Origin of the sequence: Acetobacter estunensis (assembly GCF_019083805.1) — a bacterium.
GTDB lineage: Bacteria > Pseudomonadota > Alphaproteobacteria > Acetobacterales > Acetobacteraceae > Acetobacter > Acetobacter estunensis_A.
Genome location: NZ_JAHRDV010000001.1, coordinates 400,519 through 415,131, shown reverse-complemented (window position 1 = coordinate 415,131; position 14,613 = coordinate 400,519). Strand labels below are relative to the sequence as shown.

18 protein-coding genes and 1 tRNA gene are annotated in these 14,613 nt (G+C 57.8%); 16 read left to right on the top strand and 3 right to left on the bottom strand.

From position 1 onward, the window contains the following. Positions 1 to 41: 41 nt before the first annotated feature. Entirely contained in the window at positions 42 to 266 is a 225-nt protein-coding gene (locus tag KUA11_RS02090) for a helix-turn-helix domain-containing protein (protein WP_217408768.1), read from the bottom strand. Positions 267 to 431: 165 nt separating this feature from the next. Between KUA11_RS02090 and KUA11_RS02085 the strand changes: the two genes are divergently transcribed. The 11 genes from KUA11_RS02085 to KUA11_RS02040 all read left to right on the top strand — a co-directional run bounded on the left by KUA11_RS02085 (position 432) and on the right by KUA11_RS02040 (position 8,390). Continuing rightward, complete coding sequence (locus KUA11_RS02085; protein ID WP_217408769.1) at positions 432 to 602, top strand: hypothetical protein; 171 nt, start codon at positions 432 to 434, stop codon at positions 600 to 602. After that, positions 599 to 2,158 carry a hypothetical protein gene (locus KUA11_RS02080; protein WP_217408770.1) on the top strand — a complete coding sequence of 520 codons (1,560 nt, stop codon included), beginning with the start codon at positions 599 to 601 and terminating at the stop codon, positions 2,156 to 2,158. The genes KUA11_RS02085 and KUA11_RS02080 overlap by 4 nt, the downstream gene beginning before the upstream one ends. Beyond that, on the top strand, positions 2,155 to 2,286 hold the full coding sequence (locus tag KUA11_RS17695; protein WP_264806307.1) for a hypothetical protein: 132 nt from the start codon (positions 2,155 to 2,157) through the stop codon (positions 2,284 to 2,286). Before KUA11_RS02080 ends, KUA11_RS17695 begins: the two co-directional genes overlap by 4 nt. A 903-nt stretch (positions 2,287 to 3,189) precedes the next feature. Further along, entirely contained in the window at positions 3,190 to 3,258 is a 69-nt protein-coding gene (locus KUA11_RS17805; RefSeq protein WP_368040904.1) for a hypothetical protein, read from the top strand. A 66-nt stretch (positions 3,259 to 3,324) separates the two neighbouring features. Further along, positions 3,325 to 3,594 (top strand): helix-turn-helix transcriptional regulator, encoded by a 270-nt coding sequence (locus tag KUA11_RS02070; protein WP_217408771.1) that lies wholly within the window; start codon positions 3,325 to 3,327, stop codon positions 3,592 to 3,594. Continuing rightward, positions 3,591 to 4,145, top strand: a complete 555-nt coding sequence (locus tag KUA11_RS02065; protein ID WP_217408772.1) for a hypothetical protein — start codon at positions 3,591 to 3,593, stop codon at positions 4,143 to 4,145. Before KUA11_RS02070 ends, KUA11_RS02065 begins: the two co-directional genes overlap by 4 nt. Then, positions 4,142 to 4,657: a hypothetical protein gene (locus KUA11_RS02060; protein WP_217408773.1), complete on the top strand. Its 516-nt coding sequence runs from the start codon at positions 4,142 to 4,144 to the stop codon at positions 4,655 to 4,657. Before KUA11_RS02065 ends, KUA11_RS02060 begins: the two co-directional genes overlap by 4 nt. Further along, complete coding sequence (locus KUA11_RS02055) at positions 4,644 to 5,705, top strand: DUF7146 domain-containing protein (protein ID WP_217408774.1); 1,062 nt, start codon at positions 4,644 to 4,646, stop codon at positions 5,703 to 5,705. The genes KUA11_RS02060 and KUA11_RS02055 overlap by 14 nt, the downstream gene beginning before the upstream one ends. Further along, a complete protein-coding gene (locus tag KUA11_RS02050; RefSeq protein WP_217408775.1) occupies positions 5,659 to 7,593 on the top strand; it encodes a DUF927 domain-containing protein in 1,935 nt (644 codons plus the stop codon). The genes KUA11_RS02055 and KUA11_RS02050 overlap by 47 nt, the downstream gene beginning before the upstream one ends. 111 nt (positions 7,594 to 7,704) lie before the next feature. After that, on the top strand, positions 7,705 to 8,085 hold the full coding sequence (locus KUA11_RS02045; RefSeq protein ID WP_217408776.1) for a type II toxin-antitoxin system RelE/ParE family toxin: 381 nt from the start codon (positions 7,705 to 7,707) through the stop codon (positions 8,083 to 8,085). Further along, on the top strand, positions 8,082 to 8,390 hold the full coding sequence (locus tag KUA11_RS02040) for a helix-turn-helix domain-containing protein (protein WP_217408777.1): 309 nt from the start codon (positions 8,082 to 8,084) through the stop codon (positions 8,388 to 8,390). The genes KUA11_RS02045 and KUA11_RS02040 overlap by 4 nt, the downstream gene beginning before the upstream one ends. Before the next feature lie 930 nt (positions 8,391 to 9,320). Here KUA11_RS02040 and KUA11_RS02035 read toward each other — a convergent pair. Next, positions 9,321 to 9,396, bottom strand: a tRNA-Thr gene (locus KUA11_RS02035). A 366-nt stretch (positions 9,397 to 9,762) separates the two neighbouring features. Here KUA11_RS02035 and pqqA point away from each other — a divergent pair. The 5 genes from pqqA to pqqE all read left to right on the top strand — a co-directional run bounded on the left by pqqA (position 9,763) and on the right by pqqE (position 12,935). Next, positions 9,763 to 9,843, top strand: coding sequence for a pyrroloquinoline quinone precursor peptide PqqA (gene pqqA, locus KUA11_RS02030; protein ID WP_010666882.1), 81 nt, complete (start codon positions 9,763 to 9,765; stop codon positions 9,841 to 9,843). Positions 9,844 to 9,914: 71 nt separating this feature from the next. Continuing rightward, positions 9,915 to 10,838: a pyrroloquinoline quinone biosynthesis protein PqqB gene (gene pqqB / locus KUA11_RS02025; protein ID WP_217408778.1), complete on the top strand. Its 924-nt coding sequence runs from the start codon at positions 9,915 to 9,917 to the stop codon at positions 10,836 to 10,838. Then, entirely contained in the window at positions 10,835 to 11,566 is a 732-nt protein-coding gene (gene pqqC, locus KUA11_RS02020; RefSeq protein ID WP_217408779.1) for a pyrroloquinoline-quinone synthase PqqC, read from the top strand. The genes pqqB and pqqC overlap by 4 nt, the downstream gene beginning before the upstream one ends. Next, positions 11,563 to 11,856, top strand: a complete 294-nt coding sequence (gene pqqD, locus KUA11_RS02015; RefSeq protein ID WP_217408780.1) for a pyrroloquinoline quinone biosynthesis peptide chaperone PqqD — start codon at positions 11,563 to 11,565, stop codon at positions 11,854 to 11,856. The genes pqqC and pqqD overlap by 4 nt, the downstream gene beginning before the upstream one ends. Then, entirely contained in the window at positions 11,844 to 12,935 is a 1,092-nt protein-coding gene (gene pqqE, locus KUA11_RS02010) for a pyrroloquinoline quinone biosynthesis protein PqqE (RefSeq protein ID WP_254454589.1), read from the top strand. Before pqqD ends, pqqE begins: the two co-directional genes overlap by 13 nt. Before the next feature lie 210 nt (positions 12,936 to 13,145). Here the strand turns inward: pqqE and KUA11_RS02005 are convergent, their stop codons facing one another. Then, complete coding sequence (locus tag KUA11_RS02005) at positions 13,146 to 14,411, bottom strand: NAD(P)/FAD-dependent oxidoreductase (protein ID WP_166316865.1); 1,266 nt, start codon at positions 14,409 to 14,411, stop codon at positions 13,146 to 13,148. Positions 14,412 to 14,613: the final 202 nt, after the last annotated feature.

Here is a 14,613-nt window from a genome sequence, read left to right as displayed (position 1 = left end):
CCCAAATCGTATCGGCGAGAGTGATCAACCGAGGTCCACCTTTATTGCTCAATTCTTTCCGCTTGCAGTTTCTTCAGCCGTACTCCGGCACCTCCGCCGTTCTCTGCGATGAACTCCACGCCTGCGGCTTCTAGGGCGACGCGGATGGCGTTCACAGTCCGAGGATAAAGCGCTTCGCCTCGCTCAAAGCGGGTGACAGTCGTCGGTGAAACGTCAGCCGCAGCCGCCAGCTCGCGTACTCCAAGCTGCAAGGCTGCACGTGCCATTCGGCATTGAGCGGCGTTCAAAGTGTTACCCTGTGACAAAGTTATTGACTTCTGCCCAAAGAGTGACACATTGAGCCTACCTTGTCACGTGGTGACAAGGCGGCCGGGCGTAGGAGGTGAGAGTCCTTTGCCCGACCTAACCACAACCGAAGCTGAGGTTCGGCAATGGCTGAGAATGCCCATAGCACACCCGCATCCGTGCGGGCAGCGGAGTCACGCGCCAATATCGCGGTGGCCCTCTTTGTCTCCTTCCTGATCGCCCTGTCTGTATTCGGGCTCGGCTCGCCCGATCCAGTCACGTCTGGCCGCGCCTATGCGGTGGAGGCTATCCGATGAATGGTGAAACCGGCACGGTCCCGGCTCACGAAAGCACGGCCGATCTCGCCCAGGCATTCCCTATCCGCACGCACGCGCTGAACGCGGCGGACCACGGGCTGATCCAACAGGCCCGCGACGTCACGGCCAAAGAACTGAGAGCACGGGCAACGGTGGATGACACTGAAGCGGATCCGCTCTTTGCCGAGACAACGGATGGCATACGCGCCATGGCGGATATCAAGCCGGCCACATGGGATGGCTGGTTCGCCCGGCAGGTCGCCTTTTCAGTATGGACCGGAGCGAGCAAGCCATGCGCGGATTCCGCATCTGAATGGGCCGAATTTGCCTCTGGCCGTGATGCCATGACCATGCTGGCCAATCCCCCGCCACTGGCGGATGCCGAGCTGATCGACATCTGCCAGCAGGCAGCGGAACTGCGACAGAAGGAAGACGATCACACCATCCCGGACGATGAAGCTGAGCGCTACGCGGACCGCTTCTGGGATGAGGTGAAGCGTATCCGTGCGCGACGGGCGATGACCATCGACGGCGCACGCGCCCTGGCACGGCTGATTGAAGACACGGACGGTAGTCTGCCGAAGAACCCTCGGCGCCTGTACATGTCCGAACTGGTGGAGACGCTGGTGCGCTCACTGGCTGAGAGCACGGAAGCTGCAGCACCGGATAACCAAGAAGTAAGCGAAGATTATCCACCAAGCCGTCTGGGACCTGCCGGTGCGTTTCACGCTTACGAACTGGCCTGCCGACGCCGCGCTGCTTTTGAGGACGTGGACGCCGCTCAGGGACGCGCACGGACAGCGAGCGGAATGGGCAAGATTGAAGCCAATCGACAAGCCGATGTCGCGGCCGACTTGGCGGCCGCTCTCATCAAGCTGGCTCCGTTTACAAGGTGCGAGACGCTTTCGGATGTAGGCGCCCAGGTTGGTATCGCTCTGGAATTACTCGACGAAGCAATCTCCTTGGAAGAGACGGATCCAGCGAGCATCCGAGCGGCCTATCTGGCGCTTGCAAGCACTCTCCCGACGCTTGTTCGGGTCGCAGGACGTGACCTGACACGGGCGATTGACCCCATTTTCTTCAGTGACGAGCAGGCAATGCGCGCTGGCGCACAGGCCCTGACAGGAGATCCGATGAGTTATCAACCAGAGAAACGATGGAGCGTCCGGCGCGACCAGCCTATACGCGAGATAGGCTCACCCGATGCGGTAACCATATGCGCTTACGCACGAGCTGGAGCGAAAGCCATAGCCGATACCAGCTTTATCGGGCTTTCCCATGCATATCATGAAGTATCCAAGGCCCTCGAACGTCTTCCTGCCTGCTCAGACCGGGAATTTAATGATCTTTTAGATCAGAAATATCTCCTTCTCGGTCGTCTTGGTGAAATATCGGGAAATACATCTGATGATCTCGTGGCAAAATCTCTAATCGTAATGGAGCGTCTACCTGAGTATCTACACGTATTTGAATCTGAAAAGACCAATCCAGATATTCAGATTGCTATCAGTCTAGCTCACGATGTGGTGAAATACCTTGGAGAACGGACAGCATGATCAACAGTATCAAGATGCCGTTTCGGGTCGCAGGACGTGACCTGACACGGGCGATTGACCCCATTTTCTTCAGTGACGAGCAGGCGATGCGCGCTGGCGCACGGGCTCTGACAGGAGAGTTGTCATGATGATCTTCACTTGCCCCATGGTGGGGACAGTACACCAGACGTTGCCTGTTCCCGGTTTGCATCCGATGCTGCTGGACGGCGCGGCTAGGTTTGGCCGCCGAACGCCGGAACCCCACGTCTGGCCGGCCGCGCCATCAACTCTTGCGCGTGGGGATGGCTGGCGTGGGGCTTCTATGGCGGATTCCGACAAAAAGAACTGGCTGGACAGTTTACAACCGGTTGACCGGCGCACTGCGGAACGTCTTTTGCAGGACATCGGCGAGAGTGCGTTTACACGCATAGCGCGGGCCTACGTCTCGGTCGGCGCAAAACGAGGTGCACCACCCAAAAAACTACATGAGGACTGGATCGCCGAAGGGTATCGCCTTTGGCTGCTTTCCGAAAATGCCTCTTTCAAAAAAATAGCTGAACAAGTCATTTCTGCTGACAAGGCAATTCATGAAAACGAACGTCAGGGCCGCATCAGAGCATTAGAAAGCGCTCTTAGGAAGACAGTCAGAAAGCGTGAAGCTGAGGCGGAATTGCTGACAGTTGCCGAACTGAAAGAGCGTCTTTCAATGCCTGATCTCCTGACGAAAATTGAACTTAGTTTGGCAATCCATGAAAACCATATCCGCCGTGATTGCAGCGCAAGAGACTTGTATTCATATATATCGAAGGAATTAAAAATAATTGATTCTCGCTTAAATTTCCAAAAAAGATGCAAAACAAATACATTTGGACTAATTGCCAAAACATTGGAAATATATGAAAACTCAATAGATGAATATCGAAGAAGAAAAGAGGCTAAGCGGAACGCAATACGTGATAATGCCTTTTTCGAAGCCTTCAGTGATATAATCCCGGAAGAGTTACCGGTGTCAGTCGCCTACCAATGGAAAAAAGACTGCACGAATTTTCTGCGTGCCGAAGTGCAGCGCTGGAGAGAGACAACAAAAAACGCCTGATTTTTTGCTGTTGTCTCTTGCATAAAAAACGCACCAATAGAGAGCCGCACATAGAGATGAACTAATTCGCCTCTAATCGCGGAGAAACGAAATGAATCCCGTTGCTTTCGTCCGCCCGAAGGTTGTTCGAGCGGCCCACACTCCCGTCCAGTCCGCGCTTCTGAACGAAAGAAGCGCCGCCAATTATCTCGGCCTGCACACGCGCACTTTGCAAAAGGGCCGACAGGATGGTTCTGGCCCTACATTTATCAAGCTTGGTCGACGTATCGCTTACAGGCAATGCGATCTTGATGCCTGGGTCGAAGCACACGCTGTCCGTTCCACGGCCGATGCCACGATGCGTCTGGGAGCAAAAGCATGAGCGCCGCAGAAACTTATGCATTTTTCGCGGACAAGGATGGTGCGCTCTATCGTTTTGCGGACTGGCGCGGCATGCCCTCACTTCTCGAAACCGTGTTGAGCCTCTTTGGTGAACAGTCCGAAGTGGGCAAACCCCTGACCGAGGAGCGCCAACGTGCGGGAAAGCGGCTGGGAGCCAGCCCACCCGTGCTGATCGGTCTCATGCGCTACACAGCCGGACAGCAAGCGATAGCGGATCTGCAAAAAGCTTTTGCGGCAGGCATTGCCTCTGGGACGTTTGGAGAGATGCCAGAGCTTTATCCGCTTTTTGTGGAATGGTGGTGGCGCGTGTGCGAGCAGGCAAGTTCCAAAGCCCTGCGGAACTGGCTGCACCGTCCCTTGATGGTCGAATTGTTGTGGAACGCTTCGTGGCGCGACATGGCCATCCGATCCATCCAGGAAGAATGTGCGGTCATTGATCGGACGGCTGGATGCATCCGCGTCCACAAGGAGGAATCTGCCTCTGATGCTGTAACAGCAATGCAGATCGAAAGCGCGGGGGCCGTAGCATGAGTGCGATCGAGACGCCGCAGGGCCTGCTGTGGGGTGGTTTCTCGCAGTTCGGCAACCACACGCCGCTCAATCACCTCCTGGACCTGATGCTGCGCTCTCGAGATTACCTCGGATCGGGGCATGATACCGCGGCCTTTGAGGCGATGATGGCTGCGGCACGCGCTTTCACCCCTGCTCCTGGAGTGAGCGAACTTGCAGGTCTCGCGCGGCGCGAAACCGCACTAAGGGAGTTCCTGACCGGTTATGATTCCGTGGTCGATTTCCTGAGCTGTGAAGTGCTGAAAGATCCATTGTGGTCCGTGGAAGGCGGCTTAATCCAGTTCCGCCGTGTGCTCCAGAGCGATGCGGGATCTGAGGCGACACTGGAATGGCTGGACACTCTTCCATGGTCCGAGATCCTGTCGGACGCCCGGCGCATGGATCATGCCGTGCAAGAGTTCTGTGCCGGTCGCGCTTTGCTGGATGAAAGCGGCGTGATCTTTGCCAAGGATACGGACTGTGCGCGGGCCTGACGCCAGAACCCTTTCGCACCTTCTGGCGGAGCGCATCGTCGCGCTCGCCCCCGAGTTGCTGCGTGCCGGCCATCGGGAAGGCTGCGAATGGCGCTGCGGATCCTTGGCAGGCGAGAAAGGTCAGTCTCTGGCCGTACGGCTGACCGGCCCACGCCGGGGAGTGTGGTGCGATTTCAGCGGCGGCCAAAAAGGAGATGCTCTGGATCTGGTGGCGGCCGTTCTGTTTGCAGGCAGCCGCCGTGACGCCATGGCCTGGGCGAAGAATTGGCTCGGCATAGGTGATGGCCCAGTGCCGCAACCGACGCGACAGCAGATTTCCGAAAAAACGAATAACCAGGAACTGGACCGCGATGAGCAAAGGCGGCGCGCCAAAGCCCGCGAGCTGTGGCACCAGACGCCAGCAGGCATCGCGGATACGCCGGTCGAGCTGTATCTGCGCGGTCGTGGCATCGATCTGCGCGAAATGGGACGCGCGCCGGGCTCGCTGCGATTCAATCCCGCCGTCTGGTGCGCTGAGGTCGAACGTCCGTTGCCAGCCATGCTGGCCGCCATCTGCGGTGCCAATGGCAAACAGGTAGCCGTCCACCGGACATGGCTGGTGCAGACAGCGTCGGGCATGTGGACCAAGGCGGATCTGCGGGCAAGCAAGAAAGTTCTGGGAAGTTTTGCAGGTGGTTCGATCCGCCTATGGCGCGGGGCGACCGGCAAGAGTCTGGGCATGGCCGAACCCGGAGAAAGCGTGATTGTGGCGGAAGGGATCGAAACCGGTCTGTCTGTTGCGCTCGCCTGTCCGGAATACCGCACCCTTTGCGCCGTGAGCCTCTCCAACATGGGCCGTCTCGAACTGCCTGAAGCCATCACGGACATCATCATCGCAGCGGACAATGACGCCGGCAACGAAAGTGCCCGGAAAGCCTTGGACGCTGCCTGTCAGAAATTCATCGAGCAGGGCCGCATTGTGCGTGTGGCCATGCCGGAAACGAAAGGCCGGGACTGGAACGATGTCATCCGGGAAGAAAATGGACCAAAAGACGGGGCGCGGACGTAATCGTGTGCGAGCGGCGCTCGAGGACGCCAAGGTCGTGAAACTGCCGGTATCATCGCAGCAAACTGAGTTCAGTAGACCGCCACCAGGCGTGTCACGTCGGTTTGTGATGCAGGCGGAAGGCCTGTTTCGGAATTCCGGCGATCCAGACAAGCCAAATACTTTTATCTGCGGACCAATCGAGTGCCTGGCCGAAACGCGGGATGCGGAAGGAAACGGTTGGGGCCTGCTGCTCGGCTGGACCGACCGTGACGGCGTGCGACATGAAGAGGCGTTTGCTCGCGCCCTGTTTTCCGGCGACTGCGGCGAGTTACGGAGCCGTCTCGCCAGTGGCGGTCTCACATTGGCCAGCGGACCAGCCGCCAAGAATGGCTTTTCCGAATGGCTGGCCACGATTTCAACCGATCAGCGGGCACGAAGCGTGAGCCGGATTGGCTGGCACACTTTCCGCGACGGTCCGGTCTACGTGCTGCCGACCGAAACCTTTGGCCATACGTATGAACGAGTGGTGTTGCAGCAGGAAACAGTCGAGCCGGATCTGTTCAACATGGCTGGCACGGTCGATGAGTGGCGTGAGCGCATCGGTTACCTGTGCCGTGGCAACTCGCGTCTCGTGCTGGCGGCCGCAACGGCATTCGCCTCACCTCTTCTCACTCTGCTCGGCGAGGATGGCGGCGGTTTCAACCTTCTGGGGGCATCGCGCCTGGGCAAATCGACCGCTTTGCGCGTCGCTGCCTCAGTTTGCGGCGGAACGCTGCAACTCGGCGCCGAAGGGTTCGTCCGCAGCTGGCGTGCCACGGGCAACGCTCTGGAAAGCGTGGCCCTCTCCGCGTGCGATGCTCTTTTGGTCTTGGATGAACTCGGGCAACTCGATCCAAAAGAGGCGGGCGACATCTCCTATATGCTGGCCAACGGCACCGGTAAGGCGCGGGCCAGCCGTACAGGCGGTGCCAGAGCCGTGGCGCGCTGGCGCGTGCTGTTCCTCTCCAGCGGCGAGCGCGGCTTAGCAGACATGAATGCGGAAGCTGGACGCGCAACCAAAGCAGGACAGGAAGTGCGCTTTGTGGACGTCCCCGCGGACGCTGGCGGCCCGTTCGGTCTGTTCGAGACTCTTCACCATGTCGATGCGGCCGGAGAACTGGCGGAATACCTGCGGGCAGAAACCGGCCGACTTTATGGCACGCCTTTTCGCGCCTTTCTGGCCGGACTGTCCGACCGGATCTCCGATGAAGGACTGCTCATGTTGCGCGAGGTCCTGCGAGCACGCATCGTCGAACTGACGGACTATTATCTTCAGAACTGGCCTGAAGCGTCCGGACAGGTCCGATCGGTCGCGCGACGGTTTGCCATGGTCGCGCTGGGTGGAGAACTAGCAACGGATTTCAAACTGACGGGCTGGGCCGAGGACACGGCGCGTGAGTTAGTACGCGTCTGCTTTAATGACTGGCTGAAGATGCGTGGCACTTCGGGACGGCGCGAGGATGAGCAGGCTGTCGAGCAGCTGCGCGACTTCATTTCCAAGAACGGCGAAGGCCGGTTTGAGCGATGGATTGAACCCAAGGCAGATGAATTGCCTCAGAGCGGTGAGCAGGCCGAGCCACCCGGCGAGCGATTCCGCACCCAGATGCGTGCCGGCTGGAAGCGCTGGGAAAAACTGGAAGACGGACGTGACGGTTGGATGTTCTACCTGACGCCAGCCGGCATGAAGGAAGCGCTCGTGGGCCTGAACCGGGGCGATGCCCAGCGTGTTCTGATCGAGCGTGGATTTCTAGTGCCAGGCAAGAGTGGCAAGGCCGCAACCGTCATACGACCGCCCGGATTGCCACCAACACGAGCCTACCAGGTAAAGCCATCCATCCTTGGTTCGGATGCTGGGGATGCGGCAGGATGAACCATTTTGCACGGTCACTTTCGCAGTGATGAGGGGCTTCGGTGCGGTTTTACACGTTTATGTGCGTCTTGATGGGTTTAACGATATATAAGTAGGTGTATATATAGAGTCATGGCGTCGACCCGAAAGCCGATTGAATTCGTAGGCACAGCTCTTGCAGATCTGCGGGAATTTCCTCCCGAAATCATGAGAGAAATGGGTTACGAATTAGCCTTGGTGCAAGAAGGATGTGACCCATCCGATTGGAAGCCAATGGCTATTGTCGGCCCAGGAGTGAAAGAGATTCGCGTCAGCGGTGAGGACGGTATCTATCGTTCTCTGTACGTGGCGAACTTCGGGGACAAGGTCTACGTTTTGCACTGTTTCCAGAAGAAAAGCCAAAAAACTCCCCAACGGGATATCGATTTGGCTTCAAAGCGATTGGGGACAGTCTGTAGCGGTCTTCGAAAAGCCACGAAGAAGGCGCCAGTGCAGAAAGGGAAGCAGGGATGACCAAACAAGCAGAGAAGTTCGCGGCTCCGCAGTGCTTCGATAGCGTGTGGGATGCAATCTGCGACACGACCGAAGAAGCTGAGAACATGAAGCTTCGCACTGAGGTCATGGCGGCATTAGAACGATTCGTGAAGGATAACGGCCTTACGCAGGTGCGTGCGGCGGCAGCTTTTGGCGTGACACAGCCGCGGGTGTCCGACCTCATGCGACGTAAGTTCGACCGGTTTTCTCTGGATAGCCTGCTCGCCATGGCGACGCGAGCAGGTTTACGGGCACACATTACCCTGCAGAAAGCGGCGGCCTAAAAATCCTTCGGAAACATGCGAAGACAAAACTGGGGGTCGGAACGATGTTCCGGCCCTTTTTTCGTCGTCAGCAATACTCCATGAGCATCCTTTCTTGTCATCAGGATGAGCGTCGGGGCGCGCGGGCAGCGCGGTGGCTTTCTTCCCGTTTTTTGCTCTGACCGCCTGAATTGCACCTCTATTCATGCGAAAAACGCATGCCTATCGCAGCGCAAAATGATCGGCCTGCCTGTGGATAATATACTTTGCTCATTGGAGCACAACGCGCAAAATGGCGGAAAACAGCCAATCAGTGCCGGGTGGTGTTACACATTTTTTGAAGGTGTAACAGGGCACCCAAAAAGGTGTAACACGTTTTTATACAATGAAATCCGTATCTTATTTGCACTTGTTACACCGTTACACCTGTTACACCGTTTTGAGAACAAGGGAGAGAAAGAGGACGGAAAGTGAGAGGGAGAAAATGCGGAATGTCATGCGATAGACGCATAGCTTGGCAGAATGGAAAACCATGCGTGATACGCATGGATGGAGACCACCCTATGCATTTTCTACGGGTCCTTCCTGGGAGGGTCGTGCTCCGGGGGTTATTCGCGCCCCGGTTAGAGGCACCCTTTGAGCAAAGAAAAAACCACTTGGTGTTGTTGTTGTTGTCGTCCGACTGACGGGTCTGATGAGTGATCCATGATCGATCGCGGCGACGTGCCGGCATGAAGCGATCCGAGAGAGCATCACAGAGGCGTCCAGGAAGAGCAAGCAGCAGGATCCGGGGCATGAAGAGAATCGCCCAGCAACTGGACACCTGCCCGCGCCGACGTGACCTGATGGCGCGATCAGTGGCCAATGAGTCCGGATTGAGTCCGGGGAGAAAGGCCCTCGCCTGCCCGCCTCAACATGAAAACAAATTGTCTTGGAAAACCGCGAGGCTAGTGGTGCCGGTTAGAGGATTCGAACCCCTGGCCCCATCATTACGAATGACGTGCTCTACCAACTGAGCTAAACCGGCCCGCCTTGCGGTGGCAGGCTTCTAGCGCAGGTATAAAACCCGCGCAAGCCTCTTCTTCGTCTCTTTTTCCCAAGCCAACCGAAATCCGCAAGACCGAGGAAATCACCCACAGAAGTTAACAACTCTCACAGAATATTCACAAGAATGTGAGGATAACGCCACGTGCCTGTTTTTCACGCCTCAATGGCGCACACAACATATAAAAAATTCCTTTTCTCAAAATAGCATTTCAAAAAACAACTCGAAGAAATCCTGTGTTTATTCACAGACCATAGATGATGCTCTGCCATGCATCCTCATGCTGGTCGTCCGTTCCATTCATCGGTATCGTGACGGCACTCACCGCTTCAAAGAAGGAGACGAGATATGGCTTGGAATACGCCGAAGATCACTGAGGTGCCCTTGGGTGCCGAGATCAACAGCTACGTCTGCGGTCAGAAGAAATAAGGATCCGCAGATCCGCTGAAAACGCCGCCCGCCTCGCGCTGGCGGCGTTTTGCGTTTATTGGGCTTGAGTCATGATTGATCTTGTCGTTCTGGGCGCCGCCGCTGGTGGAGGCTTCCCACAATGGAACTCCAACGCCCCGGGGTGCCAACGGGCACGCTCCGGCGACCCTCTCGCTCCTTCCCGCACACAGGCGTCCATTGCCCTCAGCGGCGATGGTGAACACTGGTTTGTGATCAATGCGTCTCCCGATCTGCGTCAACAGATCAACCAGACGCCCGTCCTGCATCCCAAGACGGACCTGCGCTCGACTCCCATCACCGGCGTTGTCCTCACGGGCGCGGAAGTGGACACCATCACGGGCCTTCTCACTCTTCGCGAACGGCAACCCTTCGAGATTCTCGCGACCCGGCAAGTGCTGGATCAACTGGATGCCAACCCGATTTTTGAGGCTCTGAATCGTGCGGTCGTCACACGCAGCGAAGTCAAGCTCGACGAGCCCCATACGCTCACCACACTGGAGAGCCGGCCAACCGGTCTGTCGATGAAGCTGTTCGCCGTGCCCGGAAAAGTGCCGCTTTATGCGGAAAAAGGGCCGGACCCCGCAGCGATTGTTGAAAACGGCGAAACGGTCGGTCTTGAGGTTACGGACGGTCGCGCACGGATCGTCTTCATTCCCGGCTGTGCCCGCATGACGGATCGCCTGCGTGACCGTCTGCGCGGCGCGGATCTTGTCCTGTTCGACGGCACGCTCTGGACGGACGATGAAATGCTTCGCGCCGGGCTGGGTGAGAAAACCGGCAAACGGATGGGCCATATGTCCGTCAATGACCCAGATGGCACCATTGCCGCGTTCCGCGATCTTGGCGTGAAGCGCAAGGTCTTTATCCACATCAACAATTCCAACCCCATCCTGCTGGAGGATTCGCCCGAACGGGCTGAAGCCGAAGCCGCTGGATGGGAAGTGTCCCATGACGGCATGAGGATCACATTATGAGTGACAAGCTTCTGACACCCGATGAACTCGAATCCGCATTGCGCGCCATCGGCGCCGAACGCTACCACAATCGTCACCCGTTCCACCGGGCGCTACATGACGGCAAGCTGAGCAAAGCTCAGGTGCAGGCCTGGGCGCTGAACCGCTACTACTATCAGGCCCGCATCCCCGCGAAGGACGCCACTCTTCTCGCCCGTCTGCCCACAGCCGAACTGCGGCGCGAATGGCGGCGGCGTATCGAGGATCATGACGGCGATGCTCCGGGTACAGGTGGCATCGCCCGCTGGCTGCATCTGACGGATGGGCTTGGGCTCGACCGGAATTATGTGGAATCGCTCGAAGGGCTGCTTCCCGGCACGCTTTTTGCCGTGGATGCTTATGTGCATTTCGTGGGTGAGAAATCGATTCTGGAAGCCATTGCCTCCTCGCTGACAGAACTGTTCTCCCCCACCATCATCTCCGAGCGCGTGGCGGGAATGCTCCGCAATTACAGCTTCATCACCGAGGATACGCTGGCCTATTTCACACCGCGTCTGACACAGGCTCCCCGCGATTCCGATTTTGCACTGGCCTATGTGAAAGAACACGCCAGTACAGTCGAGCAGCAGCAGGCCGTGCTCCGGGCACTGAAGTTCAAATGCGGCGTGCTCTGGTCGATGCTCGATGCGCTGGATTATGCCTATGTAACACCGGGCCGCATCCCACCTGGCTGTTTCCGCCCGGCATGACGGACGCTTCTCTCCTCACTGAAGAGCGGATTCCCACCTTTGTCCGCGGCACACGCCTGCAACATGACCGAGTGCGGGATCAGTGGGTGGTGCAGGCTCCAGAAAAAGCCTTTCTGGCCGATCCAATCGCGGCCGAGATATTGCGCCGGGTCGATGGGCACACCACGTTACGGGCCATCATCGACGATCTTGCCACTGCCTTTACCGCCCCACGCGACCTGATTGCGCGCGATGTGCAGGCAATGGTGCAGGATCTGGCCGAGCGGCAGGTGCTGACATGGAAGGCGTGACCCCTCCTCCCCCGATGAGCCTGTTGGCCGAGCTGACACATCGCTGCCCGCTTCAGTGTCCCTATTGCTCCAACCCGCTGGCGCTGGAACCAAAAGCCCACGAACTCTCTACCGAGGACTGGCAGCGCGTGCTGGACGAGGCTGCCGTTCTTGGCGTGCTTCAGGCCCATTTCTCGGGCGGCGAGCCGATGGCGCGCAAGGATCTGCCCGACCTCGTGCGACAGGCGTCACGCGCTGGTCTCTACACCAATCTCATCACCTCAGGTGTATTGCTGGATCGGGATTCCCTTGAAAGGCTGACGGATGCCGGGCTGGATCATGTCCAGCTCTCCTTTCAGGATGTTGATCCACAGCAGGCCGAAATCATAGGTGGGATGAAAGGTGCCCAAAGTCGCAAGATCGCGGCCGCGCGACTGATCGCCGAAGATGGCATGCCGCTGACCCTGAACTTCGTGATCCATCGCCTCAACGCCGAACGTGTGCCCGCCATGTTCGATCTGGCCGAGGAACTGGGAGCGCGCCGCGTGGAAATCGCGCACACGCAATATTATGGATGGGGCCTCAAAAACCGCTCCGCCCTTCTCCCCACACGTCAGCAACTCGAAGACACCGAACGCGCCGTCACGGCCGCTCGGACCCGGTTTGGCAACCGCATGGCTATCGACTTCGTGACACCGGATTATTACGCCGATGAGCCCAAACCCTGCATGGGCGGCTGGGGCCAACGCTTTCTCAACGTGACACCATCCGGCCGGGTATTGCCCTGTCATGCCGCCGAGACGATTCCGGATGTAACGTTTCCCACCGTTCACGACGCCTCACTAGGGGATATCTGGGAAAAATCCGAACTGTTCGGCCTATTCCGCGGCACAGATTGGATGCCTGAACCCTGCCGAGGTTGTGACCGACGCGAGATAGACTGGGGTGGTTGTCGCTGTCAGGCGCTGGCTCTGACCGGCCATGCCGAATCCGCCGATCCGGTCTGCCAGCGTTCCGCAGACCGTAAACTCGTGGATGCCGCCATTACAGAGGCGGCAACTGCGACGGAAACCTTTGTCTATCGGCGCTATGGCGACTGAGTGCTTTTTCCGTCGGAGATAGAACTGGAAAAGAAGAGAAGAAGCCTCTCTATTGGCCGCCAGCTTTGATCTTATGAGACTGGCGGCCTTAGAAAACCGTCACCGCACATTCCATGGCAACTCTACATTACGCTCTGAGCCGCGCTCTGCTTAGAGCGACAAGCGGCTCGGCTGGCTGAAATCAGCCAAGCCAAGCCGAGCCGCCTCCTATCAACCGGCGTTTTTTACCCAATCCGGATGATGCGGCACGTTAATGTCCCGCCCCGTGAGCATCATGTCCCAGTAAACGCGCGGGAAAACTTGCGTCTTGAGGAACCATGCAAAGCGGCTTGGCTTGCGTTGGTCATAGGGAAAGCTGGGGGCCGGCTTGCCACCATAAAGGAACTCCGCCAGCACGACCTTGCCGTAGCTCACCGTCAGCGGACAGGCACCGTAGCCATCGTAGCGCATCTGGAGAGGTTTACCTTCCAGCGAAGCCAGCACGTTCCCCACAACGACCGGCGTCTGAGCCCGGACGGCCGCTGCCGTCTTGGCATTGCTGGTGCCGATCACGTCACCAAGTCCGAACACCGTGTCGAATGTCTTATGCTGCAGAGTGGACGGATCGACATTCACCCACCCATTTTCATCCGCGAACGGGCTGGCCTTGATGAAATTCGGCGCACTCTGTGGAGGCGTCACATGAAGCATGTCGAAAGGATGCGTTTCGCGGGTTTTTGTCCCGTCGCCCGCCGTCACTTCAAATGTCGCCAGACGTGCCGGTCCGTCAACAGCCACGAGATTGTGCTTGTAGTTCAGATTTACGCCGTAATAATCGACGGCATACTGCAAGGACGGTCGGAAATACGCCACACCAAAGAGAGCGTCTCCAGCTAGGAAGAAATTGACTTCCGTGCGGTTGAGCGTGCCTTCTTTGCGCCAGTAATCCGAGGCCAGATAGACAATTTTCTGCGGAGCGCCGGCACACTTAATGGGCATGGGGGGCTGTGTGAACAGTGCTTTCCCGCCGTTAAGTGTCTGGATACAGGTCCATGTGTATTCCACATGCTGCATGGAATAATTGCTGCACACGCCGTTGGAACCAAGCGTCTCGCTCAGCCCCTCAATCTTGTCCCAGTCAAGCTGCAATCCAGGGCAAAGGATGAGACGCCGATACCCGATGCGCTGCCCATCATCGAGCGTCACGACATGTTCATCAGGCTGAAAGGATTGGGCGGAAGCACGAAGCCATGTCACGCCATTGGGGATCAATCCGCCTTCCTGACGCAGCGTCTCCCGTAGAGTCATCACGCCTGCCCCCACCAGCGTCCAGCCGGGTTGATAGGCATGTGTGGTGGACGGATCAATGACACCGACTGAAAGCGAAGGCCGCTCGCGGCGCAGACGGGCAGCTACGGCAATACCGGCCGCACCGCCACCCACGATCAAAATGGTGAATTGCTTGTCCGGCTGTTGCGCTGGCGTTGTTTCACTCATGTCGCGCCACTCCCTACTGTCTGAAAGACGATGTCATTCACATGAATGTCAGCCTGCGCTTCCTGAAAGTGGGGAGCAAGCACTCCATGGCTGTCGTTTGCGCATAACAGGATTCCATTCGTCAGGCTGGAATCCTTTGCTTTCGAAGCAAAGAACACCACTGGCGGACAGAGGTTCACTGGCAAAAAGAAATGGCACGCTC

Excerpts from the sequence above, each read along its gene's own strand:
- pqqB (WP_217408778.1), top strand. The coding sequence starts at position 9,915 with ATGATTGATCTTGTCGTTCTGGGCGCCGCCGCTGGTGGAGGCTTCCCA.
- KUA11_RS02050 (WP_217408775.1), top strand. The coding sequence starts at position 5,659 with ATGTCATCCGGGAAGAAAATGGACCAAAAGACGGGGCGCGGACGTAAT.
- KUA11_RS02060 (WP_217408773.1), top strand. The coding sequence starts at position 4,142 with ATGAGTGCGATCGAGACGCCGCAGGGCCTGCTGTGGGGTGGTTTCTCG.
- KUA11_RS02045 (WP_217408776.1), top strand. The coding sequence starts at position 7,705 with ATGGCGTCGACCCGAAAGCCGATTGAATTCGTAGGCACAGCTCTTGCA.
- pqqD (WP_217408780.1), top strand. The coding sequence starts at position 11,563 with ATGACGGACGCTTCTCTCCTCACTGAAGAGCGGATTCCCACCTTTGTC.
- KUA11_RS02080 (WP_217408770.1), top strand. The coding sequence starts at position 599 with ATGAATGGTGAAACCGGCACGGTCCCGGCTCACGAAAGCACGGCCGAT.
- KUA11_RS17695 (WP_264806307.1), top strand. The coding sequence starts at position 2,155 with ATGATCAACAGTATCAAGATGCCGTTTCGGGTCGCAGGACGTGACCTG.
- KUA11_RS02005 (WP_166316865.1), bottom strand. The coding sequence starts at position 14,411 with ATGAGTGAAACAACGCCAGCGCAACAGCCGGACAAGCAATTCACCATT.
- pqqE (WP_254454589.1), top strand. The coding sequence starts at position 11,844 with ATGGAAGGCGTGACCCCTCCTCCCCCGATGAGCCTGTTGGCCGAGCTG.
- pqqA (WP_010666882.1), top strand. The coding sequence starts at position 9,763 with ATGGCTTGGAATACGCCGAAGATCACTGAGGTGCCCTTGGGTGCCGAG.
- KUA11_RS02090 (WP_217408768.1), bottom strand. The coding sequence starts at position 266 with ATGGCACGTGCAGCCTTGCAGCTTGGAGTACGCGAGCTGGCGGCTGCG.
- KUA11_RS02065 (WP_217408772.1), top strand. The coding sequence starts at position 3,591 with ATGAGCGCCGCAGAAACTTATGCATTTTTCGCGGACAAGGATGGTGCG.
- KUA11_RS02085 (WP_217408769.1), top strand. The coding sequence starts at position 432 with ATGGCTGAGAATGCCCATAGCACACCCGCATCCGTGCGGGCAGCGGAG.
- pqqC (WP_217408779.1), top strand. The coding sequence starts at position 10,835 with ATGAGTGACAAGCTTCTGACACCCGATGAACTCGAATCCGCATTGCGC.
- KUA11_RS02040 (WP_217408777.1), top strand. The coding sequence starts at position 8,082 with ATGACCAAACAAGCAGAGAAGTTCGCGGCTCCGCAGTGCTTCGATAGC.
- KUA11_RS02070 (WP_217408771.1), top strand. The coding sequence starts at position 3,325 with ATGAATCCCGTTGCTTTCGTCCGCCCGAAGGTTGTTCGAGCGGCCCAC.